Below are 22,576 nucleotides of genomic sequence, written 5' to 3' on the forward strand. Positions count from 1 at the left end.
GCAGGGCCTTTTTCTTGCCCGCTCGGCGGCGCACGGCGCCCGCCCCATCTGCAAGCCCCGCCCCGTTCGCCCCTTTCTCTCGGCCACCCTGCCCACCGATAATCTCCGCCCATGATTCGACTGTTTGTTGGCCTCGGCAACCCCGGGGCGGAATATGAAGACACGCGCCACAACGCCGGTTTCTGGTGGGTGGATCAGCTGGCGCGCAAGCTGGGTGCCACGCTGCAGGCCGAACGCAACTATTACGGCCTGTGCGCGCGAATCAACAACGCGCCCGGCTGCGAAGGGCCGATCTGGCTGCTGCAGCCCATGACGTACATGAACCTCTCGGGCAAATCGGTGGCGGCGCTGGCGCGCTTCTTCAAGATTGCGCCGGAGGAGATCCTGGCCATCCATGACGAGCTGGACCTCCTGCCTGGTGAGATGAAGTTCAAGCAAGGCGGCGGCAACGGAGGCCACAACGGCTTGAAGGACATGCAGGCCCAGCTCGGCTCGGCCAATTTCTGGCGCCTGCGCCTGGGCATCGGCCACCCCGGCCACAAGGGTGAAGTGGCCGCCTATGTGCTGCGCAAGCCGCCCCTGTCGGAGCGCGAGGCGGTGCAGGATTGCATCGACAAATCCCTGGCCACCGTCGAGCTGATGCTGGCGGGCCAGATGGACAAGGCCCTGGCCAAGATCCACGCCAAGCCGCCGCGGCCCAAACCGCCCAAGCCGGCAGCCCTGGCCGCCAAGCCCGAAGGCAGCCCCGGTCAGCCCACCACCCCAGCCGCCCCCACCGAAAGCTGAGCCCATGCACCACCGCACCCTGCCCCGCCCCGTCCTGGTTTTGAATGGCGCGGCCTGGGCTGCGGTGTTGGCCGTGCCCCTGCTGGGTCTACCCCCTGCCGCACAAGCCCAAACGGAGACGCGCAGCGCCCAGGTCTACCGCTGCGGACCACAGGGCCGCGATCTGCGCGACTCGCCCTGCCCCGAAGGCAGCGCGCAAGCGCCCAAGACCATCGCCTTTGACCAACCGAGCGACGCCGACCGGCGCGCCGCCCAAGCCCTGGCCAGAGACGATGCGCATCGCGCCCGCGAGATGGAAGCTCGTCGCCTGAAAGACGAATCGGAAGCGCTGCGTCGGGCGCCCGGCTCGGTGGCCATCCATGGCCGCGGCCTGCCTGCCTCGGCGCCTGCGCAGACCCAACCCGCGCAAGCCGCTCATCCCAAACCGCCCAAAGCACCCAAGGCGCCCAAACCCTTGAAGCCCCTGACACCGGCAGACACGAAGGCAAAAGCGCCGCCTGCGCCCGCATCCATCGGCGCCAAGCCCGGCCGGGCCGCCTCGGCCGCAAGCTAGAATCCAGCCCGTTGGTGCTCGTGCAAGCATTGCGTCTTGCACAGTTAAACGGGAATCAGGAAGGCGCGCTGCCACGCTCGCAAGCAAGCCCAACCTGAGCTGTCCCCGCAACGGTAAGTGAACGGAGCCCTGGCCGCACGCCTCATCGCGACAGCCGCCAGCGCGCTTCAAGCGCTGTCCTCGGTCCACTGAAACCCCCGGGTTTTGGGAAGGACACAGCTGCTGAGGTTCACCAGCCCGGATACCGGCCAACAACGTGGTGCGCCGCGTCCCCTGCCCTTCTACGGGCGGGTGCTGCAGCACATCGTTCCACAGGCGCTCAGCGGGTGAGCTGGTGCCTGGCAGTTCTGCTTGCTGTTTCTTTTGCTCATGACCTCTTCCGTCCGGCCCTTGGCCCGCACTCAGGCGCGCGCGTTCCTGCCCGCCGCACCTTCGTCCTTTGCTGTTCGCGCCCAAGCCTTGCCCTTCGCCTTGGCCCTGCTTGCCATGGCCATCCAGGGCCAAGCCCAGGCACAAGGCCCTGGCCCCAACAAGCTCGATTCGGTGGTGGTCACCGCCACCCGCTCGCCCATTCGCTTGAGCGAGGTCCTGACCGACCTGACCGTGCTGACCCGCGCCGACATCGAACGCCAAGCCTTTGGCAGCTTGGCCGATCTGCTGCGCAACAGCGGCTGCGTGGAGATGGTCCGCAACGGCGGCCCCGGCACCACGACATCGCTCTTCCTGCGTGGCGCTGACACCCGCCACACGGTGGTTCTGGTGGACGGCGTGCGTGTCGATTCGCAAGCCAGCGGCGGCACGGCCTGGCAAGGCATCCCGCTGTCGCAAATCGAACGCGTGGAAGTGCTCAAAGGCCCAGCCAGCGCCATCTACGGCTCCGACGCAGTCGGCGGCGTGGTGCAGATCTTCACCCGCAAGGGCGGCCCGCGCCTGCAGGCCGAGCTGGGCGCCGGTCTGGGCAATCTGGGCACTCGCAAGCTCGACGCCGGCCTCACCGGCAGCGCGGGCCTGCTGGACTTCGCCCTCAGCGCCGCGGCCGAGCGCAGTGACGGCTTCAACAGCACCATCGACTCGCCCAGCAGCTTCAGCTACATCGCCGACCGTGATGGCTGGAAGAACCACAACCTCAAGGGCCGCATCGGCCTGCAGCTGAACACGGCCCACCGGCTTGAGGCCCTCGCTCTGAGCAGCCACTCCGATGCCCAATACGATGGATCGAAAAGTTCGCCAGACAATGACGACCACAGCATCCAGGACACCCGCGTGGCCCAGCTGAGCTGGAGTGCGCAATGGTTGCCGGCGCTGCAGACCCAGCTGAGCCTGGCTGAATCGACCGAGAAGTACGAGACCCAACCCTCGGTCTACCTGACCGAAACCCAGCTGCGCAATATCAGCCTCAATGGCAGCTACCAGATCGCCAAAGGCCAGCAACTCAACTTCATCCTGGAGCGCCGCGAGGACCGCCTGGAGAACCCGAACCTGCTGAGCGACAACAAGATCGACAAGCGCCGCCAGCATGGGTTGGCCCTGGGCTGGCTATGGAACCAGGATGCGCTGAGCCTGCAAGTACACGGCCGCCATGACGATGACAGCCAGTTCGGCGGCGTCAACACCGGCACGGTCGCGGCCGGCTATGTGCTCGCTTCGGGCCTGCGCCTGGTCAGCTCCGTCGGCACGGCCTTCCGTGCACCGACCCTGTTTCAGCGCGCCAGCGAATACAGCCCCGATCTGAGCAAGCCCGGCATCAAGCCGCTGGACCCCGAGCGCGGCCGCAACCTCGAGTTCGGCCTGAAGTACAACACCGAGCACAGCGAATTTTCGCTCACGGCCTACCGCAACCGCATCCGCGACCTGATCATCTACGGAGCGCCAGGCAGCTGCGTCAACAAGCGTGGCTGCTATCAAAACGTCGCCTCGGCCCGCTTGCAAGGTCTGAGCCTGCAAGGCAGCACCGAGATCGCCGGCATCCGCCTCTCCAGCACCCTGGACCTGCAGGCCCCCAAGAACATGAGCAACGACAAGCTGCTGGCCCGGCGTGCGCGCGTGTACGGCACCTTGCGTGCCGACACCACGGTGGCGAACTGGAAGCTGGGTGCGGCCGTGCAGAGCTCGGGCCAACGCTATGACGACGCGGCCAACAGCAAGCCACTGGCGGGCTATGCCCTGCTCAACCTCGACGCCCAGTACAGCCTGACGCGCGAGCTGCGCCTGCAGCTGAATCTGGACAATGCCTTCAACCGCAGCTACCAGACAGCAGGCGGCTATGCCCAGGCACCGCGCACGGTCTTCGTCGGCCTGCGCTACAGCCCCGCCTCGCTGTAAATCTGACGCAGGCAAAAGCGACCATGGCGGCTGATCAGCTTCAGAGGCACCAGCTCATCGTCGGCGGCCAGCGCAGCGGCAAGAGCCGCCATGCCGAGCGCCTGGCCCTGCGCTGGCTGAAGGCCTCGCCGGCGCATGAGGTCTGTGTGCTGGCCACGGCCCAGGCCTGGGACGAGGAGATGCGCCAGCGAATTGCCCGCCACCAGGCCGACCGGCCGGCCGGCTTTGCCACCGTGGAGGTGCCGCTGTCGCTCACCCGCGCCCTGCGCGCCCAGAGCGCGCCGGGCCGGCTGCTGCTGGTGGACTGCCTGACCCTGTGGCTGACCAACTGGCTGATGCCCATGGGCGGCCGGCCGGACCGCGCGAGCTGGGAGGCCGAGCGCAGCGCGCTGCTGGCCGCGCTGCCCGAGCTGGCCTCACCCGTGCTCTTCGTGTCCAACGAGGTGGGCTGGGGCATCTCGCCGCTGGGGCGCGAGGTGCGCGACTTTGTCGATGAACTGGGCCGGCTCAACCAGGCGGTGGCCAGCCGCTGTCAAGACCTGACCCTGATGGTGGCCGGCCAGGCCTGGACCCGGCCGGTGCATGTGGAGACCGATCTGCCATGAAGCTTCGCTTCGCATCCCTACTCGCGGCCTCGCTGCTCGCGCTGACACTCGGCCCGGCGCTTGCGCAAGCTCAAGCGCCTGCCAAGGTCGAGATCAAGGACGACCTCGGCCACACCACCCAGTGGAGCCGCCCGCCGCAGCGCATCGTCACCCTGCTGCCCTCGCTGACCGAGACCATCTGCGCCCTGGGAGCCTGCGATCGCCTGGTGGGCGTGGACCGCTACTCCAACCACCCCGAGTCGGTGGGCAAGCTGCCCAAGCTCGGCGGCCTGGATGACACCCAGGTCGAGACCATCGTGTCGCTGCGGCCCGATGTGGTGCTGCTGGCGCCGTCGTCTCGCGTGACCGACCGGCTGCGCAGCCTGGGCCTGACCGTGGTGACGCTGGAGGCCAAGTCCTATGCCGACGTTCAGCGCGTGCTCGACAAGATCGGCACCCTGCTGCAGGTGCGCGATGCCCAGGCCGTCTGGCGCCGCATCGAGGCCCTGGTCGGCGCCGCCGCGCAGAGCATCCCGCCGCAGGCACGCGGCGCCCTGGTCTACTACGAAGTCGACCGCTCGCCCTATGCCGCCGGCCCCGTGTCCTTCATGGGCGAGACCATGGCCCGCCTGGGCGTGAAGAACATCATCACGCCCGAGATGGGCCCCTTTCCCAAGATCAGCCCCGAGTATGTGGTGCGCGCGGCACCGCAGCTGATCATGATCGGCAAGCGCAATGCCGATGGCCTGGCGGACCGCCCCGGCTGGTCGCGCATTCCCGCGATCCGAGACCAGCGCGTCTGCGTCTTCGACGCCAAGCAAAGCGATGTGCTGGCCCGCCCCGGCCCACGCATGGGCGAGGCAGCGCAGATCATGGCGCAATGCCTGCGCGAGCAATACGGCAGCAAGCCATGAGCGCCCCGTCCACCACGCCCGTGTCGCCGCCAGCCGCGTCGCTCCCGGCCGCGCCGACGTCCTGGCGGGCCTGGCCCCTGCTGGCCGGCCTGCTGCTGGCCAGCGTCCTGGCCCTGGCTGTGGGCGTGGCCGTGGGCAGCACCGGCTTGACCCTGGACTGGCGCGGTGAGGATGCCATGCAGGCGCAGATCCTCTGGGATATCCGCCTGCCCCGCTCGGCCGGTGCCTGGTTGGCTGGCGCCCTGCTGGGCCTGGCTGGCGCCATCACCCAAGGCCTGTTCCGCAACCCCCTGGCCGACCCCTATCTGCTGGGCAGCGCCGCCGGCGCACGGCTGGGCGTGGCGCTGAGCCTTTCGCTGCTGGGCACCACGCCGGCCGGCATGCAGTGGCTGGAACGCCTGGGCCTGACCGGCGTGGCCTTTCTGGGCACGCTGATGGGCGTCAGCCTAACCCTGGCCATGGCGCGCGGCGTCGAGCAGACGCTGCGCCTGCTGCTGGCCGGCGTGGTGGTCGGTGTGGTGCTGGGCGCCGTCACCGATCTGGTCACCCTGGCCGACCCCGACATCCTGCGCACCATGCAGGCCTTTGTGCTGGGCACGACCAGTTTTCTCGGCTGGCCCAGCATTGTGCTGATGGGCTGTGTGCTGCTGCTCAGCCTGGCCGTGGCGCTCGGCGCCAGCGAAGCCCTGGATGCCCTGACCCTGGGCGAGGCCACCGCCGAATCGCTGGGCGTGCGCCTGGGCCTGGTGCGGGTGCTGCTGATTGGCGCCTTCGCCCTGGCCACCGGCACCGCCGTGGCCCAGACCGGCATGATTGCCTTCGTCGGCCTGGTGGCCCCGCATCTGGTGCGCAACCTCTGCCACGGCTCGCACCGCCAGCTGCTGCTGCTCTCGGCTTGCGCCGGCGGCCTGCTGCTGCTGGCGGCCGACATCCTCGCGCGCTGGCTGATGGCGCCGCAAGAGCTGCCGGTGGGCGTGATCACCGCCATCCTGGGCGGCGGCTATCTGCTGCGCCTGATGCACAAGCGCAAATACGGAGGCCGCGCATGACGAGCACGACCCACGCAACAGCGCTGAGCTGCAAAGACCTCAGCGCCAGCTTGCAAGGCCAGCCGGTGCTGCACCGGCTCTCGCTGGAGCTGCCGGCCGGGCAATGGACGGCCATCGTCGGCCCGAATGGCGCCGGCAAATCGACCCTGCTGCGCGCCCTGGCCGGGCTGATCCCCAGACTGGGCAGCATCGAGCTGCTCGGCCGCCCCCTGACCGAGTGGCCGCGCAAGGCACGCGCCCGCGAGCTGGCCTGGCTGGGCCAGAACGAAAGCAGTGGCGACGAGCTAAGCGCGCAAGATGTGGTGATGCTGGGCCGCCTGCCCCATCGCGCCTGGCTGGCGCCGCCGAGCAGCGCCGACCAGGCCGCCGTGCAGCAGGCCATGCTGCAGACCCAGTGCTGGGACTGGCGCCAGCGCCCGCTGGGCCAGCTCTCGGGCGGCGAGCGCCAGCGCGTGCTGCTGGCCCGCGCCCTGGCCGTGCAGGCCCAGGTGCTGCTGATGGACGAACCCCTGGCCCATCTGGACCCGCCCCACCAGGCCGACTGGCTGCAGCTGGTGCGCGGCCTGGCCCGGGCCGGCGTGGCCGTGGTCAGCGTGCTGCATGAGCTGAACATGGCCTTGCAGGCCGACGGACTGGTCATCATGCAAGCCGGCCGCGTGCTCTGCCACGGCAGCCCCGGCGAGGCAGACAGCCACCGCGCCCTGCAGCAGGTGTTTGACGAGCGCCTGCATCTGCTCGAGGTGCAGGGCCAGTGGCTGGCCTTGCCCACGGCGCCGCTGATAGCGCCCGCAGCCAGCCCGGCCGCCTTCAGCAATGTCGTGCCTCTCAAACAAAAAGCCGATTGAATTCACTCGCCATGCCGCTGAACACCGACACCACCACCCTCTGCCCCGCCGTGCTGATCAGCGCGCCCTCCTCGGGCTCGGGCAAGACCAGTGTCACCGCGGCCATCGCCCGCTGGCACCGCCGCCAGGGCCAGCGCGTGCGCGTGTTCAAGACCGGGCCGGACTACCTCGACCCCATGGTGCTGGAGCGCGCCAGCGGCCACCCGGTGTATCAGCTGGACCTGTTCATGGGCGGCCTGGCGCATTGCCGTGCCCTGCTGGCCCAGGCTGCCGCTGAAGCGGAGCTGATCCTGGTCGAGGGCGTGATGGGCTTGTTCGATGGCGACCCGAGCAGCGCCGATCTGGCGGCCGCATTCGGCCTGCCGGTGCTGGCCGTGATCGATGCCTCGGCCATGGCCCAGACCTTTGCCGCCCTGGCCACCGGCTTGCAGCGCTACCGCAGCGACATCCAGCTCTGCGGCGTGGTGGCCAACCGCGTGGGCAGCCCCGGCCATGGCCAGATGGTGGCCCAAGGCCTGCCGGCCGATCTGCCCCTGGCCGCCGCCCTGCTGCGCAAGCCTGAGCTGAGCCTGCCCGAGCGCCACCTGGGCCTGGTTCAGGCCATGGAGCTGCCCGAGCTGGACAGCCAGCTGGACGCCTGGGCCGATGCCTGGGGCGAGGCGCTGAGGCCCGAGTTCGAATGGCCGCGGGTGCGCTTCGATCTGCAAGAACCCCTCTGGCCCGCGAGCGAGGTGCCGCCGCAGGCCCTGGCCGGCCGGCGCATCGCCGTGGCCCAGGACGCCTGCTTCTCCTTCATCTACCCAGCCAATCTCGATTGCCTGCGCGCGCTCGGCGCCGAGGTGATCCCCTTCTCGCCGCTGCAGGGTCAGGTCTTGCCCGACTGCGATGCGCTCTGGCTGCCCGGCGGCTACCCCGAGCTGCATGCGCCGGCCCTGGCCGCCCACCCCAGCTTTTTCGCATCGCTGCGCGAGCACCTGGCACAAGCCAAGCCTCTGCTGGCCGAATGTGGCGGCATGCTCTGCCTGCTCGACAGCCTGGCCGATGCCGAGGGCCAGGTCCACCCCATGGCCGGCCTGATACCCGGCCAGGCGCGCATGCAGAAACGCCTGGCCGCGCTCGGCCTGCAAGCGCTGGACTGGCCCGAAGGCCCGCTGCGCGGCCACAGCTTTCATCACTCGACGATGGAGACGCCGCTGGCCCCTGCCGCCATCGCCAGCAACCCCAATGCCAAGACCGGCAGCCGCGCGGCTGAGGCGCTCTACCTCCAGGGCTCGCTGCGGGCCAGCTATGTGCACCACTACTTCGCCTCCAACCCGGCGGCCGTGGCTCGTTTCTTCTCGGCGGGTGCTTGCCCGTGATCCGCTGCGCCCAGCACCAGTTCAGCGCGGCGGAGCGTGACACCGTCTACGCCAACATCGCCCTGCGCCGCGACATCCGCCACTTTGCCCCCGGCGGACAGGTGGACGATGCGCAGCTGCAGCGCATGCTGAACGCCGCGCATCAAGCGCCTTCGGTGGGCCTGATGCAGCCCTGGCGCTTCATGCGCATCCGCCAGCCCGCGCTGCGCAGGCAGATCCAGGCCCTGGTGGAGGCCGAGCGCCAGCGCACGGCCGCCGCGCTGGACGCCCGCGCGGCGGAGTTTCTGCGCCTCAAGGTCGAGGGCCTTGGCGACTGCGCCGAGCTGCTGCTGGTGAGCCTCGCGCCCGAGGACGGCACGGTGTTTGGCCGCCGCAGCATGCCGCGCGAGATGGCGCTGTGCTCGGCCGCCTGCGCGGTGCAAAACCTCTGGTTGGCCGCGCGCGCCGAGAACCTGGGCCTGGGCTGGGTCTCGATGTTCGAGCCAGAGGCCCTGGCCGCGCTGCTGCAGCTGCCGCAGGGCGCCATGCCCCTGGGCCTGCTCTGCCTGGGCCCGGTGGCCCGTTTTTACGAACGCCCCATGCTCGAGCAGCAGGGCTGGCGCGATGCCCGCCCACTGGCCGAGATGCTGATGGACGAACCCTCTCTGGAATTGAGCTGACCATGGAAATCGAAAAGCCCCCCGTCGACCGCGAACGCATCATCCCCACGGCCGAGCGCCGCGGCCTGATCCTGGTCCACACCGGCGACGGCAAGGGCAAGAGCACGGCCGCCTTCGGCCTGGCCCTGCGCGCCCATGGCCGCGGCAAGGCGGTCAAGATCTACCAGTTCATGAAAGTGCCCAGCGCCCGCTTCGGCGAGCACCGCATGTTCGAACAGCTCGGTGTGCCCATCGAAGGCCTGGGCGATGGCTTCAGCTGGAAGAGCAAGGACCTGGAGCACAGCGCCCAGCTGGCCCGCGATGGCTGGGCGCGCGCCGCCGCCACCATCGCAGCCGGCGAGCATTTTCTGGTGGTGCTGGACGAGATCATGTACCCGCTGCGCTACGGCTGGCTGCCGCTCGAGCCGGTGCTGCAAGCCCTGCGCGAACGGCCGGCCCATGTCCATGTGGTGCTGACCGGACGTAACGCGCCGGACGAGCTGATAGCACTGGCCGACACCGTGACCGAGATGACGCTGATCAAGCACCACTTCAAGGCAGGTGTGCCAGCGCAGCGCGGCATAGAAGACTGAGGCAGGACCGAGGGCCAGCCCTGCGGCTGGACCGACGCCTGCCGAAGAACGCCCCGCTTGCAAGCGGGGCGTCAAACGAGAAGGACGAGATGAGCATAAGCATGGCCTGGCTGCTGCCGCTGGCGTTTGCCTTCGCCCTGGCGATCGATCGCCTCTGCGGCGAGCCGCCGCTGTGGGCGCATCCGGTGGTGGCCATGGGCAAGTATCTGGGCCTGTTCACGGAAGCGCTGGCGCGGCAGCAGGCTGGCCTGGCGTTTGTCGGCGGCGCCTTGGCCTGGTGCTTGGGCGCCGGGCTCTGCATCGGCCTGGCCATGCTGCTGGAAACGCAGCTGATCCTGCAGACACAGGCCTGGCTGGGTGGGCCGCGCCTGTTGCTGTGTGCGGCCCTGCTAGGGCTCTTGCTCAAGCCCTTGCTGGCGTGGCGCATGTTGCGCGAAGAGGTGGCGGCCGTCGAGATGGCTCTGGCCGAATCGCTGCCGGTCGGGCGGGCTCGGCTGGCGCGACTGGTCAGCCGCGACACCACGCACTTGAGCGAGGCCGAGGTGCGCGAGGCCGCGCTGGAAACCCTGGCCGAGAACCTCAATGACTCGGTGGTGGCACCCCTGTTCTGGGCCATGATTGCCGGCCTGCCCGGCGCAGCGCTCTACCGCTTTGCCAACACGGCCGATGCCATGTGGGGCTACCGCGACCGACGCGAATGGTCGGGCAAATGGGCGGCACGCGCCGACGATGCCCTGTCCTGGATTCCCGCGCGCCTGACCGCCCTGGGCCTGCTGCTCGGCCGACCCACGCTTTGGCTGACGCTGTTCAGTCAGGCGCGCCGCACGCCCTCGCCCAACAGCGGCTGGCCCATGGCGGCCCTGGCCCTGCGCCTGGGTCTGAGCCTGGGCAAGCCCGGGGTCTACCGCCTCAATGAAGCAGGGCGCGCGCCGCAGCTCGGTGATTTGGCGCCGGCCCTGGGCCTAGCGCGCTGGAGCCTCCTCCTCAACGCAGGCCTGCTGGCACTTGGCGCGGCCTGGCTGCGTGGCGGCTTGTCATGAGCGCCGCGCTCCCTTTCATCCCCGAGCATGGTGGCGCCGACAGCGGTCCCACACCGCGCCATGATTTCTCCAGCAATGCCAGCCCCCTGGGCCCGCCGCCGACGCTCTGGCAGGCGGTGCTGGACGCCGACCGCAGCCGCTACCCCGATCCGCAGTACCGCGCCCTGCGCCAGCGCCTGGCTGCGGCGCACGGCCTGGAAGAGGGCGAGCGCGTGCTGCCGGCCTCGGGCGGGGCCGAAGCGATCCGGCGCCTGAGCCTGGCGGCCCTGCGCGCCGGCCTGCGCCATGTCTGGCTGCCCAGCCCCGGCTTTGCCGACTACGAGGCCGCCGCTCTGGCCCTGGGTCTGCAGGTGCACCGTTATGCAGCGAGCCAGGATTTGGTTCAGGGCCTGGGCCGGCAAGAAGACGGCTTGCCCTGCGCTGCGCCGGCCCTGGTCTGGGTCTGCGACCCCTGCAACCCGACGGGCGCAAGCTTCAGCCTCGACGAGTGGATGGTGCTGGACCTGGCCTTGCAAGACAGCGATTCCATCCTGGCCGTGGACCAAGCCTACGAGCCCTTGCGCCTGGACGGCGCCTGCGCCCTGCCCGCCGATCTGGCCGAGCGAGCCTGGCGCCTGATCTGCCCCAACAAGGCCCTTGGGATGACCGGCGTGCGCGCCGCCTACCTGATCGCTCCGGCGGCCTGCCCGCTTCATGAGCTCGCCCTGCAGCTGGCGCCCAGCTGGGTGCTGGCCAGCGAGGGCTGCGCCCTGCTGCAGGCATGGTGCAAGCCGGAAACTGAGCGCTATCTGAGCCAGGTCAGGGCCCAGCTGCGCGAATGGCAGCAGGATCAGCGTGCGCTGCTGGCCGAGCTGGGCTGGCAGCAAAGTGAGGCGAGCTGCGGCAATTTCTGGCTGACCCGGCCCACACAGGACAGCGACAGCCTGCTGAGCGCGCTGCGCCAGCGCGGCATCAAGCTGCGCGATGCCCGCAGCTTCGGCCTGCCGGGCTGGCTGCGCGTCTCGACCCAGCCGCCCAGCGCCCAGGCCGCCCTGTACCAAGCGATCAAGGACCTCCCGCAATGACGCCCCAAAAAGAAGAACAAGCAAGAAAGACCGCCAAGGCGGTGATGGTGCTGGGTACCACCAGCGGCGCGGGCAAGAGCTGGCTGGCCACCGCCCTGTGCCGCTACTACGCCCGGCAAGGCCTCAAGGTCGCGCCGTTCAAGGCCCAGAACATGAGCAACAACGCCCGAGTGGTGCCCGGCCTGAACGGCCGGCTGGGCGAGATCGGCAGCGCCCAGTACTTCCAGGCACTGGCCGCGCGGCGCACGCCCGAGGTGCGCATGAACCCGGTGCTGCTCAAGCCCGAGGCGGACACGAAATCTCAGGTCATCGTGCTCGGCGCGGTGGACCCGGTGCTGACCGAGTGGCCCTGGCGCGAGCGCAGCGAGCAGCTCTGGCTGCGCGCCCGGCCGCCCCTGCATGAACTGATGGCCGAGAACGACGTGGTCGTGATCGAGGGCGCGGGCTCGCCGGCCGAGATCAATCTGCACAGCAGCGACTACGTGAACATGCGCACCGCGCTGGAGGTCAATGCCGCCTGCCTGCTGGTGACCGACATCGACCGCGGCGGCGCCTTTGCCCACCTCTTCGGCACCCACCAGCTGCTGCCCGCGGAGGAGCGCGCGCTGATCCGCGGCTTTGTGCTGAACCGTTTCCGCGGCGATGCCCGCCTGTTGGCCCCGGGGCCGGAGCAGTTGCAGGCGCTGACCGGCGTGCCCACGATGGCGGTGCTGCCCATGTGGCGCGGCCACGGCCTGCCCGAGGAAGACGGGGTCTTTGACGAGAGCCCCTCGCCTGCGAGTACGCAGTCGGCCCCCCAAGGGGGCTGCGCCGTTCTTGGGAGCGGCCCGGCGAACGGCTTCACAGCTTCGACAAGTGCTCGGCGTCTTCGAATCGCCGTCATCGCCTACCCGCGCCTGTCCAATCTCGATGAGTTCCAGCCCCTGCGCAGCCTGCCCGGCGTGCGCCTGAACTGGGCGCGAAGTCCGGCCGAGCTCGAGGGCGCGGACTGGATCATCCTGCCCGGCTCCAAAGCGGTGGCGGCCGATCTGGCCTGGCTGCGCGCGCAAGGCCTGGACCTGCCCATCGCCCAGCATGCCGCCGCCGGCCGGCCGGTGCTGGGCATTTGCGGCGGCCTGCAGATGCTGGGCGAAAGCCTGCTCGACCCGCATGGCCTGGACGGCAATGCGCCGGGCCTGGGCCTGCTGCCCCTGGTCACCCAGTTCGAGCGCGACAAGCTTTTGCGGCCTTGCGATCTGCGCTTCGCCGAGCTGGACGGGCCATGGGCGCCGCTCAGCGGCGTGGCCGCCGGCGGCTACGAGATCCACCATGGCCGCACCGTCCAGCACCCCAGCCTGGCGCCGGCCCAGGTGGCCTTGCGCAACGAGGCGGGCGAGGCCATTGGCTGGCGCGAGGGTTCGGTGCTGGGCCTCTACGCCCACGGCCTGTTTGAGCAGGACACGGTGCTGCGCGCCCTCTTCGGCCAGAGCCTGCCCGGCCTGGACGCGGTCTTCGAGGGCCTGGCCGACTACATCGAACAGCATTTCGAGCCCGGCGCCCTGATGGGCCTGCTCCAGGACCCGAGCGCCAAGCCATGAGCCGCCCCGAACGCATCGCCTGCCTGTCCACCGAAGCCGTGGATACGCTCTACCGCCTGGGTGCGCAAGCGCGCATTGCCGGCATCTCGGGCTACACCGTCTACCCGCCCGAGGCGCGGCACGAGAAGCCCAAGATCAGCGGCTTCACGACCATGAAGCTGGAGAAGATCCAGGCCGTGCAGCCGGATCTGGTGATCGGCTTTTCGGACCTGCAAAAGCCGCTGCTGGCCGAATGCGAGGCCGCCGGCCTGGCCACGCTCTGCTTCGACCACCGCGATCTGGCCGGCATCCATGCCATGGTGCGCACCCTCGGCGCCCTGGTCGGCCACGAGGCCCAGGCCGAGCAGCTCTGCGCCCAGCTGCAGGCCACGCAGGACGAGATCGCGGCCATCGGGCGCCAGCTGCCGCGCCGGCCGCGCGTCTGCTTCGAGGAATGGGACGAGCCGCTGATCATGGGCATCGGCTGGGTCAGCGAGATCATCGCGCTGGCCGGCGGCGAGGATGTGTTTGCCGACCGCGCCCGCGCCAGCCTGGCGCGCGAGCGCATCGTCAGCCCCGCGGAGGTGCTGGCGCGCCGGCCCGAGCTGATCCTGGGCAGCTGGTGCGGCAAGCGCTTCGTGCCCGAGCGGGTGCTGGCCCGGCCCGGCTTTGCTGAGCTGGGCGCACGCCTGATCGAGATCAAATCGGCCGACATCCTGGCCCCCGGCCCCACGGCCATCGAGCGCGGCGCCCGCCAGGTGCAGGCCGCCTTGCAATCCCTGTTTCAAGATTCCACGGAGAACCCATGACCATGGCCGAGCATCTGATCCCCGACATCGCCTCCCTGCAAGACCCGGCCCTCGCCGCCGCCCTGCAGGCCCGCATCGATGGCAAGACCAAGCCTCTGGGTGCCTTGGGGCAGCTGGAAACGCTGATGCTGCGCCTGGGCCTGATCCTGGGCAGCGAGACGCCGCAGCTCAAAAGCCCGCAGATGATGGTGTTCGCCGGCGACCACGGCCTGGCGCGGCGCGGCGTGTCGGCCTACCCCAGCGATGTGACCTGGCAGATGGTCGAAAACTTCCTGGCTGGTGGTGCCGCTATCAGCGTGCTGGCGCGCCAGCACGGCCTGGCGCTGAGCGTGGTCGACGCCGGCGTGGCCCACGACTTTGCGCCGCGCGAGGGTTTGATCATCGCCAAGATCGCCCACGGCACACGGGACGCTTCGGCCGAAGCGGCCATGAGCATCGACCAATGCGCCACCGCCATCGCCGCCGGCAAGAACCTCTTGCGCAGCAAGCCAGGCAATGCCCTGCTGCTGGGCGAGATGGGCATTGGCAACACCTCAAGCGCCGCCCTGCTGCTGGCCCGGCTGCAAGGCCTGCCGGTGGCCGAGTGCACCGGCCGGGGGACAGGTCTTGACGATGCCGCCCTGGCGCGCAAGGTGGCGGTGCTGCAGGAGGTGCTGGACCTGCATGCCCAGGCCCAGGCGCCGCTGCAGGCCCTGGCTGCCTTCGGTGGCTTCGAGATCGCCATGATGGTGGGCGCGGTGCTGCAGGCGGCGCTGGAGCGCCGGGTCATCGTCGTCGACGGATTCATCGCCAGCAGTGCCGTGCTGGTGGCCGCCCGCCTGCAGCCGGCGGCGCTGGAGCGTTGCATTTTTGCCCACCGCTCGAACGAGAGCGGCCACCGGCTGATGCTGGAGGCCTTGCAGGCCGAGCCCCTGCTCGACCTGGGCCTGCGCCTAGGCGAGGGCTCGGGCGCGGCCCTGGCCTGGCCGCTGCTGGAATCCGCCTGCCGCATCCTGGCCGAAATGGCCAGCTTTGCCTCCGCCGGCGTCAGCGAACAGCACTGAAATCATTGCCCAAAGCTCTGTTTACAGGGCTTGCGCTGTGGCCATAATCGGGCCAGCCACGCTGCATCAGGACATGCGCCATGACGGATTTGGTTTTTGCTGACGAGAACCCCGAGCTGGATACCGACGGCAACGCCCCCAAGGCGCTGGAGCCCTGGGTTGTCATGATCGTGGACGACGATGTGGCCGTGCACCAGGTCACCCAGCTGGTGATGGCCGATTTCGAGTTCAGCGGCCGGCGCCTGCAGTTCCTCGATGCCTACAGCGGCGCCGAAGCGCGCGAGCTGCTCAAGACCCGGCGCGACATTGCCCTGATCCTGCTCGATGTGGTGATGGAGTCCGAGCATGCCGGTCTGGACCTGGCGCGCTACATCCGCGAAGAGCTGGACAACCACCATGTGCGCATCGTGCTGCGCACCGGCCAGCCGGGGCAGGCGCCGGAAGAGCATGTCATCAAGAGCTACGACATCAATGACTACAAGGAGAAGACCGAGCTGACCAAGCGCAAGCTGATCACGGTCTTCTACGCGGCGCTGCGCAGCTACCGCGACATCATGATCATCGAGCAGTCGCGCCTGGCACTGCGCCGCTCGATCGACGCCATCACCCGCATCTACGACTCGCACAATCTGCGCCGCTTTGCCTCGGCCGTGCTGGAGCAAGCCGCGCATTTGCTCGGTTATGAAGCCCAGGGCCTGTGCGCCAGCCGCGTGGCGGCCTACGCGGCCTCGCACATCGAGGGGCGGCTCAAGGTGCTGGCGGCCACCACCGAGTACTCGCGCTTGCTGGTCGATGAAGAGATCAGCAACCTGCCGGCCGAAGTGAAGGTGGCCCTGGACCGCGCGCTGGACGACCAGGTCAGCTCCTTCGACGCCCACCACTTCGTCGGCTACTACCGCAGCAGCAGCGGCAACGAGACCCTGCTCTACATGACCTTCTCCGAGCCGGTGGATGCCCAGTCGCGCGAGCTGCTGGAGATCTTCTGCGCCAATGTCGCCATCACCTACGAAGCCCTGCTGCTGCGCGAGGAGATCCAGGATACGCAGCGCTCCACCGTCTACATCATCGGCGAGGCAGTCGAGCGCCGCAGCAAGGAAACCGGCGCCCATGTGCGCCGCGTCGGCGAACTGGCCGCCCTGCTGGCCGAGCTCTCGGGCCTGCGCAGCAGCGAGGTCGAATTCATGCGCCAGGCCGCACCCCTGCACGATGTGGGCAAGATCGGCATCCCCGACCGCGTGCTCAACAAGCCCGGCAAGCTGGACGCCGAGGAGTGGGAGGTGATGAAGACCCACTCGCGCATCGGCTTTGAGCTGCTGAGCAAATCGGACAAGCGCATCCTGCAGCTGGGCGCCATCATCGCCCATGAGCACCATGAACGCTGGGACGGCCAGGGCTACCCGCGCGGCCTGCTGGGTGAGCAAATCCACATCGCCGGCCGCATCGTCGCCCTGGCCGATGTGCTGGACGCCCTGGTCAGCCGCCGCTGCTACAAGGAGAGCTGGAACTTCGACGAGGCGCTGAGCTATGTGCAGGAGCAGGCCGGCCTGCAGTTCGACCCTGATCTGGTGGCCAAGCTGATGGCCAACCTGCCCGCGGTCAAGGACATCTACGTCCGCTATCCGGATTCCTGAGGCCGCCATGAGCAGCCTGACTCCCTCCGACATGAGTAGCTCGGTTCCCACCGGCCCGGGCGAAACGCCGCAGCAAAAGCTGCAGCGCCTGCAGCGCGAGCTGCAACTCGCCACCGAACGCCTGCTGGAACAGGAGCAGCTGGCCGCACTGGGCAATCTGGTCGCAGGCGTGGCGCATGAGATCAACACGCCGATCGGCATCGCCGTGACCGCCGCTTCGGGCATGGAGGAATTCGCCCGCAGCCTGACGCGCAAACTCAGCGGCGACAAGGTCAGCCGCAGCGAGCTGCAAACCCTGGCCAGCCAGCTGGAAGACGGCGCCCGCCTGGTCAACAACAACCTGGCTCGCGCTGCCGACCTGATCAGCAATTTCAAGACCCTGGCCGTGGACCAGTCCAGCGCCGCTGAGATGCATGTGGACCTCAGCCCCTATCTGCGCGGCATCGTCATGGCCCACAACCCCGTGCTGCGCAGCGCGCAGACCCGCGTCGAGCTGGACACGCCCGAGCACCTGCACGCCACCCTGGTGCCGGGCCAGTTCTCGCAAATCGTCTCCAACCTGATCGTCAATGCCCTGACCCATGCGTTTCAAGAGCAGCCCGAAGACCGGCCGCGCCTGATCCGCGTGCGCCTGCACAGCCAAGGCGAGCGCCTGCAGCTGCACTTCAGCGACAACGGCCGCGGCGTACCGCCCGAGGTGCGGGCGCGCATGTTCGAGCCCTACTTCACCACCCGCCGCGGCAGCGGCGGCTCGGGACTGGGCCTCTACATCGTGCACAAGCTGTGCGAGCAGATGGGCGGCCAGATCGTGGTGGACGAGGCCCATGTTCCCGGCCTGGGCTTCCGTGTCGATCTCCCCCTGCGCGATTGATTGCGAGCGCGCACCTGTTCTTCTCTTCTCCCCTCCGCATGCCTGTCCTGCTCCACGAGCTTCGCCTGTTCTTCATCGCCCTGCAGTTTTTCACCCGCTGTCCCGTGCCCGCCTGGGTCGGCTTTGAGCCGTCCTGGCTGCAGGCCTGCGGGCGCTACTTTCCGGCCGTGGGCCTGCTGGTCGGCGCCTGGTCGGCCGCCGTGCTGGGCGCGGCCCTGTGCCTGTGGCCACCGATGGTGGCGGTGGGCCTGAGCATGGCCGCCAGCATCTGGCTGACCGGCGGCTTCCACGAAGATGGCTGGGCCGACAGCTGCGATGGCCTGGGCGGCGCGGTCAGCCGCGAGAAGGCCCTCACCATCATGAAGGACTCGCGCATCGGCAGCTATGGCGCCCTGGGCCTGATCCTGATGCTGGGGCTCAAGGCCGCCTGTTTGCTGGCCCTGGTCGAGCACAGCCCCATGCTGGGCCTGCTGGCCCTGATCTGGGCCCACAGCGCCTCGCGCCTGGCGCCGGTCTGGCTGATGCACGCCCTGCCTTACGCCGGCGATGCCGAGCATGCCAAAGCCAAGCCTCTGGCCACCGAGGCCAGCCTGGGCACGGTGTTCGCGGGCTTGCTCTGGCCCTTGGCCCTGGCCGGCGGCATGCTGATTCTTCTGCCGGGCCTGCTGCCGGCGCTCGGCGCCGCCAGCCTGGCCGGCCTGGGCCTGACTTGGTGGATGCAGTCCATGCTGAAACGCCGCCTCGGCGGCTACACCGGCGACAACCTCGGCGCCACGCAGCAGCTGGTGGAGCTGGGTCTGCTGCTGGGTCTGTTGGCCGTGGCCCATGCCGCTTGAGTCGCCCCGGGCCTGGGTCTGGCGCCACCCCAGACCTGAGGGCGCGGCCGGGCGCTGCATCGGCGCGGGCACGGATCTGCCGGTTCAGCGGCGCCGCGCCAAGCGCCTGGCCCGGCGCATTCAGCGCTTCGCGCGCCGCCACCGCCTGCCCCATGTGGTGCACAGCTCCGGACTGCAGCGCTGCGCCGATGTGGGCCGCTGGCTGCGCCGCTGGGGTTGGCGGCATCACATCGATCCGGCCTTGGCCGAGATGGACTTCGGCGCCTGGGACGGCCGCCCCTGGGCCGAGCTGAGCGCCGCCGATTTCGAGCCCTGGATGCAGGACTTTGCCGGCCACGCGCCGGGCGGCGGCGAATCCCTGAGGCAGCTGCTGGCGCGCGCGGCCGCCTGGCCGGTGCCGGCGGGCGGGCTGCTGATCAGCCATGGCGGCTGGATGTTGGCACGCCAGTGGATGGAACGAGAAGGGCTGCTCAAAACCCCAAACGCGGCCGTGTGGCCAGCGCCCCCGCGCTACGGCGAATGCTGGGCGCTGCGGGTCGGCTCGGTCTAAATCAGGCTGCCGGCGTGGTCGAGACCGCGCTCAAGCGCAGGTACTTGGCCATCAAGGTTTCCTTGTCCTCGACATGGGCCGGATTGACCGGGATGCACGCGACCGGGCAAAGCTGCACGCACTGCGGCTCGTCGAAATGGCCCACGCACTCGGTGCACTTGTCGTGCGCGATCTGGTAGTACTCCTCGCCCATGGAGATGGCGTTGTTGGGGCACTCGGGCTCGCAGACGTCGCAATTGATGCATTCGTCGGTAATCATCAGCGCCATAACGCACCCTCCTCCAAACCGACGAATACGGGCAGCGCCTGCATGCGCAGCCCGCGTGCGAGGGCGCAAGGCATGCCTTGCGGACTCCCCTCGCCCGTGTCCGTGATCATCAACGCCATGTCTCAGCCCTCCTTCCGCGCCAAGCGCTCTTGCAAACGCGCCAGCACCAGCGGCGAGACAAACTTGCTGACGTCGCCGCCGAGCTGCGCGATCTCGCGCACAAAGGTGCCGGTGACGAACTGGTAGGCGTCCGAGGTGGACAAGAACACGGTCTCGACGCCAGGCATCAGGTGGCGGTTCATGCCGGCCATCTGGAACTCGTATTCAAAATCACTGTTGGAGCGCACACCGCGCACCACCGCCTGGCCGCCCTGAGCCAGCACGAACTCGCTGAGCAGGCCGCTGAAGGCGATCACCTCGACCTGCGGCAGCGGCGCCGCCAGCTCACGCGCCATGGCCAGGCGTTCATCAAGGCTGAACAGGGTGCGCTTGTGATGCGCAGCCGCCACGGCCAGCACGACGCGGTCGAACATGCGGCAGCTGCGGCACAGCAGGTCCTCATGGCCCAGGGTCAAGGGGTCGAAGGTGCCGGGGTAGACGGCGGTCAGCGAAGGTCGGCTCATGGAATCGGTCCGGCGGAGAGGCTCTGGACCACGGCGTTGGCGAGTTGGAATTATCCCTTGCGCCGAAAGACCTGGAAATGCACAGCCCCGGCCTTGCCCGAGCGCCAGACCTCCAGGCCCAGCTCTTCCGGCGCCACGATGGGCTCACCGGACTCCAGATAGACCAGGCCATCCGGCACCAGCAGCGGCAAGGCCGCACGCAGGGCCGGCAGGAACAAGTCCTGCTGAAACGGCGGGTCCAGCAGCACCAGCTCGAAGCGCGCCGGCGCGCAACGCGCCATCCAGGCCAGGGCGTCGCTGCTCTCCACTCGCAGCGTGTCGGCCTTGAGGCGAACTTTGCTGGCATTCAGGCTGCGTGCAAGTTCGGCGTCACGCTCCAGCAGCAGCACTTCAGCCGCACCGCGGGAGGCGGCCTCGAAACCGAGGGCGCCACTGCCGGCAAAGGCATCGAGCACACGCCAGCCGTCGAGGTCCTGGCCCAGCCAGTTGAACAGGGTTTCACGCACGCGGTCGGGCGTGGGCCGCAGGCCTGGCCGGTCGGCCACCGGCAGCTTGGAGCGTTTCCACTGACCGCCGATGATGCGCACCTCGCGCGGCGCCATGCGGGGCGCGCCATGGGTTTTCGATTGCGGCGCAGCCGAGCCTGCCTTGGCGGCCGCGCTGGAACGGGGGCGACCGCCGCTCATTGCCGCACCGCAATGCCGCGCGCGGCGAGCATGGCCTTGGCCTCGCCGACCGTGTGCTGGCCGTAGTGAAAGATGCTGGCAGCCAGCACCGCATCGGCACCGCCGATCGTGATGCCGTCGGCCAGATCCTCCAGCGAGCCCACGCCGCCCGAGGCGATCACCGGCACCGACACGGCGTCGCTGACCGCGCGCGTCAGCGCCAGGTCGAAGCCGCTCTTGGTGCCGTCGCGGTCCATGCTGGTCAGCAGGATTTCGCCGGCGCCGAACTCGGCCATCTGCTTGGCCCACTGCACCGCGTCGAGGCCCACGTTCTTGCGCCCGCCATGGGTGTAGACATCCCAGCCCGGGCCGCGCGCATCGCCCTCGGCGCGGCGTTTGGCATCGATGGCGACAACGATGCACTGGGCGCCGTACTTGTCGGACGCTTCACGGATCAGCTCGGGTCGCGCCACGGCAGCGGAGTTGAAGCTGACCTTGTCGGCGCCGGCATTGAGCAGGCGCCGCACATCGGCCACCTCACGCACGCCGCCGCCCACCGTCAGCGGAATGAAGACCTGGGAGGCCACGGCCTCGATGATGTGCAGGATCAGGTCGCGACCATCGCTGGTCGCGGTGATGTCGAGAAAGGTCAGCTCATCGGCGCCCTGCTCGTTGTAGCGCGCCGCGATCTCCACCGGATCGCCCGCGTCACGCAGCTCGGTGAAGTTGATGCCCTTGACGACCCGCCCGGCGGTCACGTCCAGGCAGGGAATGATGCGTTTGGCCAGCATGACGAGCTTTCGCGAGAGAGAAGAGAAGTGAGGAGCAGACGTCGGTCTGATCAACTTGGAATTGGCACCTAGCCGTCGTTGAAGTGTGCGCAGTTGCCAAGGGTCGCCGGGCGAGTGCTTCCGCTCATGTCCCCCGGCCCGCGCTACGCGCGGCCCTCCTCCTTGACTTCGCTTCAGCACTCACCCGACTCCCCTTGTCAGTTCAACCGATCGGCGTCTTGGTCGAAGGGGAAAAGCCTTGCTGGATCGGGCCGGCTGGGTGCTTTGCGAAGTGAAGTAAAGGAGGAGACCCCAGCCACAGGCTGGGGGCGGGGGACATGAACGGAGCAAAGTGCCCAGTCGGCCAGATCAACAACCGACCCAAGGGCTGCTTCGTACCGTCAGCCGTCGCAGACTCGTGCTTCAGCCCAGGGACAACTCGTCCGCGCGCGCTTGGCCCGCGGTGAAATCCAGATCGCCGGTGTAGATGGAGCGGCCGCAGATCACGCCTTCCACGCCTTCGCTTTCAACGGCACAGAGCGCTTCGATGTCCGCAATATTGGACAGACCGCCCGAGGCGATGACCGGAATGCTGAGTGCCTGCGCCAGCTTCACCGTCGCTTCGATATTGATGCCGGTCAGCATGCCGTCGCGGCCGATGTCGGTGTAGATCACGCCTTCCAGGCCATAGCCTTCGAACTTGCGGGCCAGGTCGATCACTTCGTGACCGGTCAGCTTGCTCCAGCCATCGGTGGCGACCTTGCCGTCCTTGGCGTCGAGGCCCACGATGATGTGGCCGCCAAACGCGGTGGCCGCATCCTGCAGGAAGCCGGGGTTTTTGACCGCAGCCGTGCCGATGATGATGTAGCTCAGGCCGGCATCGAGGTAGCGCTCGATGGTGTCCAGATCGCGAATGCCGCCGCCCAACTGCACGGGGATCTCGCCATTGACCTCGCGCAGGATCGCCTTGATGGCCGGCTCGTTGACCGGCTTGCCCGCGAAGGCGCCGTTCAAGTCGACCAGATGCAGGCGCCGCGCACCGGCGTCGATCCAGCGCCGCGCCATGGCTGCCGGGTCTTCGCCGAAGGTGGTGGACTCGTTCATATCGCCTTGCTTGAGGCGCACACAACGACCGTCTTTCAGGTCAATAGCAGGAATCAGCAACATGGCCGAGGTCTGTGGTGAGGAAGTAGATGGGGTTGGGGGGA

General features: G+C 68.9%; 24 protein-coding genes and 1 riboswitch. Of the genes, 19 read left to right on the top strand and 5 right to left on the bottom strand.

Annotation, left to right across the window (positions count from 1 at the left end; translation table 11 throughout):
- The first annotated feature begins 111 nt into the window (after positions 1-111).
- The 19 genes from pth (at position 112) to C1O66_RS11430 (ending at position 19,042) form a co-directional block, all read left to right on the top strand.
- Positions 112-786 (top strand): aminoacyl-tRNA hydrolase, encoded by a 675-nt coding sequence (gene pth / locus C1O66_RS11340; protein WP_102767974.1) that lies wholly within the window; start codon positions 112-114, stop codon positions 784-786.
- 4 nt (positions 787-790) lie between these two features.
- The gene (locus C1O66_RS11345; RefSeq protein WP_102767975.1) at positions 791-1,339 is read left to right on the top strand and encodes a hypothetical protein; all 549 of its coding nucleotides are present in this window, start codon (positions 791-793) and stop codon (positions 1,337-1,339) included.
- A riboswitch (cobalamin riboswitch) is annotated at positions 1,335-1,606 on the top strand. It overlaps the preceding gene by 5 nt.
- Before the next feature lie 102 nt (positions 1,607-1,708).
- Complete coding sequence (locus C1O66_RS11350; RefSeq protein WP_102767976.1) at positions 1,709-3,661, top strand: TonB-dependent receptor plug domain-containing protein; 1,953 nt, start codon at positions 1,709-1,711, stop codon at positions 3,659-3,661.
- Positions 3,662-3,684: 23 nt separating this feature from the next.
- On the top strand, positions 3,685-4,266 hold the full coding sequence (cobU, locus tag C1O66_RS11355) for a bifunctional adenosylcobinamide kinase/adenosylcobinamide-phosphate guanylyltransferase (RefSeq protein WP_102767977.1): 582 nt from the start codon (positions 3,685-3,687) through the stop codon (positions 4,264-4,266).
- Positions 4,263-5,159 (top strand): ABC transporter substrate-binding protein, encoded by an 897-nt coding sequence (locus C1O66_RS11360; RefSeq protein ID WP_102767978.1) that lies wholly within the window; start codon positions 4,263-4,265, stop codon positions 5,157-5,159. The genes cobU and C1O66_RS11360 overlap by 4 nt, the downstream gene beginning before the upstream one ends.
- Positions 5,156-6,208: a FecCD family ABC transporter permease gene (locus C1O66_RS11365; RefSeq protein ID WP_102767979.1), complete on the top strand. Its 1,053-nt coding sequence runs from the start codon at positions 5,156-5,158 to the stop codon at positions 6,206-6,208. Before C1O66_RS11360 ends, C1O66_RS11365 begins: the two co-directional genes overlap by 4 nt.
- Entirely contained in the window at positions 6,205-7,053 is an 849-nt protein-coding gene (locus C1O66_RS11370) for an ABC transporter ATP-binding protein (RefSeq protein ID WP_102767980.1), read from the top strand. Before C1O66_RS11365 ends, C1O66_RS11370 begins: the two co-directional genes overlap by 4 nt.
- An 11-nt stretch (positions 7,054-7,064) precedes the next feature.
- Positions 7,065-8,411 (top strand): cobyrinate a,c-diamide synthase, encoded by a 1,347-nt coding sequence (locus C1O66_RS11375; protein WP_102767981.1) that lies wholly within the window; start codon positions 7,065-7,067, stop codon positions 8,409-8,411.
- Positions 8,408-9,070, top strand: a complete 663-nt coding sequence (gene bluB / locus C1O66_RS11380; RefSeq protein ID WP_207796006.1) for a 5,6-dimethylbenzimidazole synthase — start codon at positions 8,408-8,410, stop codon at positions 9,068-9,070. Before C1O66_RS11375 ends, bluB begins: the two co-directional genes overlap by 4 nt.
- 2 nt (positions 9,071-9,072) lie before the next feature.
- Entirely contained in the window at positions 9,073-9,642 is a 570-nt protein-coding gene (cobO, locus tag C1O66_RS11385; RefSeq protein WP_102767982.1) for a cob(I)yrinic acid a,c-diamide adenosyltransferase, read from the top strand.
- 89 nt (positions 9,643-9,731) lie between these two features.
- A complete protein-coding gene (gene cbiB, locus C1O66_RS11390) occupies positions 9,732-10,682 on the top strand; it encodes an adenosylcobinamide-phosphate synthase CbiB (protein WP_102767983.1) in 951 nt (316 codons plus the stop codon).
- Positions 10,679-11,746, top strand: coding sequence for a pyridoxal phosphate-dependent aminotransferase (locus C1O66_RS11395; RefSeq protein WP_102767984.1), 1,068 nt, complete (start codon positions 10,679-10,681; stop codon positions 11,744-11,746). Before cbiB ends, C1O66_RS11395 begins: the two co-directional genes overlap by 4 nt.
- The gene (locus C1O66_RS11400; protein ID WP_243392774.1) at positions 11,743-13,323 is read left to right on the top strand and encodes a cobyric acid synthase; all 1,581 of its coding nucleotides are present in this window, start codon (positions 11,743-11,745) and stop codon (positions 13,321-13,323) included. The genes C1O66_RS11395 and C1O66_RS11400 overlap by 4 nt, the downstream gene beginning before the upstream one ends.
- Positions 13,320-14,111 (top strand): ABC transporter substrate-binding protein, encoded by a 792-nt coding sequence (locus tag C1O66_RS11405; RefSeq protein ID WP_102767985.1) that lies wholly within the window; start codon positions 13,320-13,322, stop codon positions 14,109-14,111. Before C1O66_RS11400 ends, C1O66_RS11405 begins: the two co-directional genes overlap by 4 nt.
- Entirely contained in the window at positions 14,108-15,154 is a 1,047-nt protein-coding gene (cobT, locus tag C1O66_RS11410; protein ID WP_102767986.1) for a nicotinate-nucleotide--dimethylbenzimidazole phosphoribosyltransferase, read from the top strand. The genes C1O66_RS11405 and cobT overlap by 4 nt, the downstream gene beginning before the upstream one ends.
- Positions 15,155-15,234: 80 nt before the next feature.
- Positions 15,235-16,785 carry a DUF3369 domain-containing protein gene (locus C1O66_RS11415; RefSeq protein ID WP_102767987.1) on the top strand — a complete coding sequence of 517 codons (1,551 nt, stop codon included), beginning with the start codon at positions 15,235-15,237 and terminating at the stop codon, positions 16,783-16,785.
- 7 nt (positions 16,786-16,792) lie between these two features.
- Positions 16,793-17,656, top strand: coding sequence for a sensor histidine kinase (locus C1O66_RS11420; RefSeq protein WP_102767988.1), 864 nt, complete (start codon positions 16,793-16,795; stop codon positions 17,654-17,656).
- 38 nt (positions 17,657-17,694) lie between these two features.
- Entirely contained in the window at positions 17,695-18,492 is a 798-nt protein-coding gene (locus C1O66_RS11425; protein WP_207795937.1) for an adenosylcobinamide-GDP ribazoletransferase, read from the top strand.
- Complete coding sequence (locus C1O66_RS11430) at positions 18,482-19,042, top strand: histidine phosphatase family protein (protein ID WP_102767989.1); 561 nt, start codon at positions 18,482-18,484, stop codon at positions 19,040-19,042. Before C1O66_RS11425 ends, C1O66_RS11430 begins: the two co-directional genes overlap by 11 nt.
- 1 nt (position 19,043) lies before the next feature.
- Here the strand turns inward: C1O66_RS11430 and C1O66_RS11435 are convergent, their stop codons facing one another.
- The 5 genes from C1O66_RS11435 to hisA all read right to left on the bottom strand — a co-directional run bounded on the left by C1O66_RS11435 (position 19,044) and on the right by hisA (position 22,535).
- Entirely contained in the window at positions 19,044-19,310 is a 267-nt protein-coding gene (locus C1O66_RS11435; RefSeq protein ID WP_102767990.1) for a YfhL family 4Fe-4S dicluster ferredoxin, read from the bottom strand.
- 122 nt (positions 19,311-19,432) lie between these two features.
- The gene (gene coaD, locus C1O66_RS11440; RefSeq protein WP_102767991.1) at positions 19,433-19,933 is read right to left on the bottom strand and encodes a pantetheine-phosphate adenylyltransferase; all 501 of its coding nucleotides are present in this window, start codon (positions 19,931-19,933) and stop codon (positions 19,433-19,435) included.
- Positions 19,934-19,983: 50 nt separating this feature from the next.
- Complete coding sequence (rsmD, locus tag C1O66_RS11445) at positions 19,984-20,619, bottom strand: 16S rRNA (guanine(966)-N(2))-methyltransferase RsmD (RefSeq protein WP_102767992.1); 636 nt, start codon at positions 20,617-20,619, stop codon at positions 19,984-19,986.
- A complete protein-coding gene (hisF, locus tag C1O66_RS11450; RefSeq protein WP_102767993.1) occupies positions 20,616-21,389 on the bottom strand; it encodes an imidazole glycerol phosphate synthase subunit HisF in 774 nt (257 codons plus the stop codon). Before hisF ends, rsmD begins: the two co-directional genes overlap by 4 nt.
- 402 nt (positions 21,390-21,791) lie before the next feature.
- Positions 21,792-22,535 (bottom strand): 1-(5-phosphoribosyl)-5-[(5-phosphoribosylamino)methylideneamino]imidazole-4-carboxamide isomerase, encoded by a 744-nt coding sequence (gene hisA / locus C1O66_RS11455; protein WP_102767994.1) that lies wholly within the window; start codon positions 22,533-22,535, stop codon positions 21,792-21,794.
- Positions 22,536-22,576 lie beyond the last annotated feature (41 nt).

This window comes from Paucibacter aquatile (assembly GCF_002885975.1).
Lineage (GTDB): Bacteria > Pseudomonadota > Gammaproteobacteria > Burkholderiales > Burkholderiaceae_C > Paucibacter_A > Paucibacter_A aquatilis.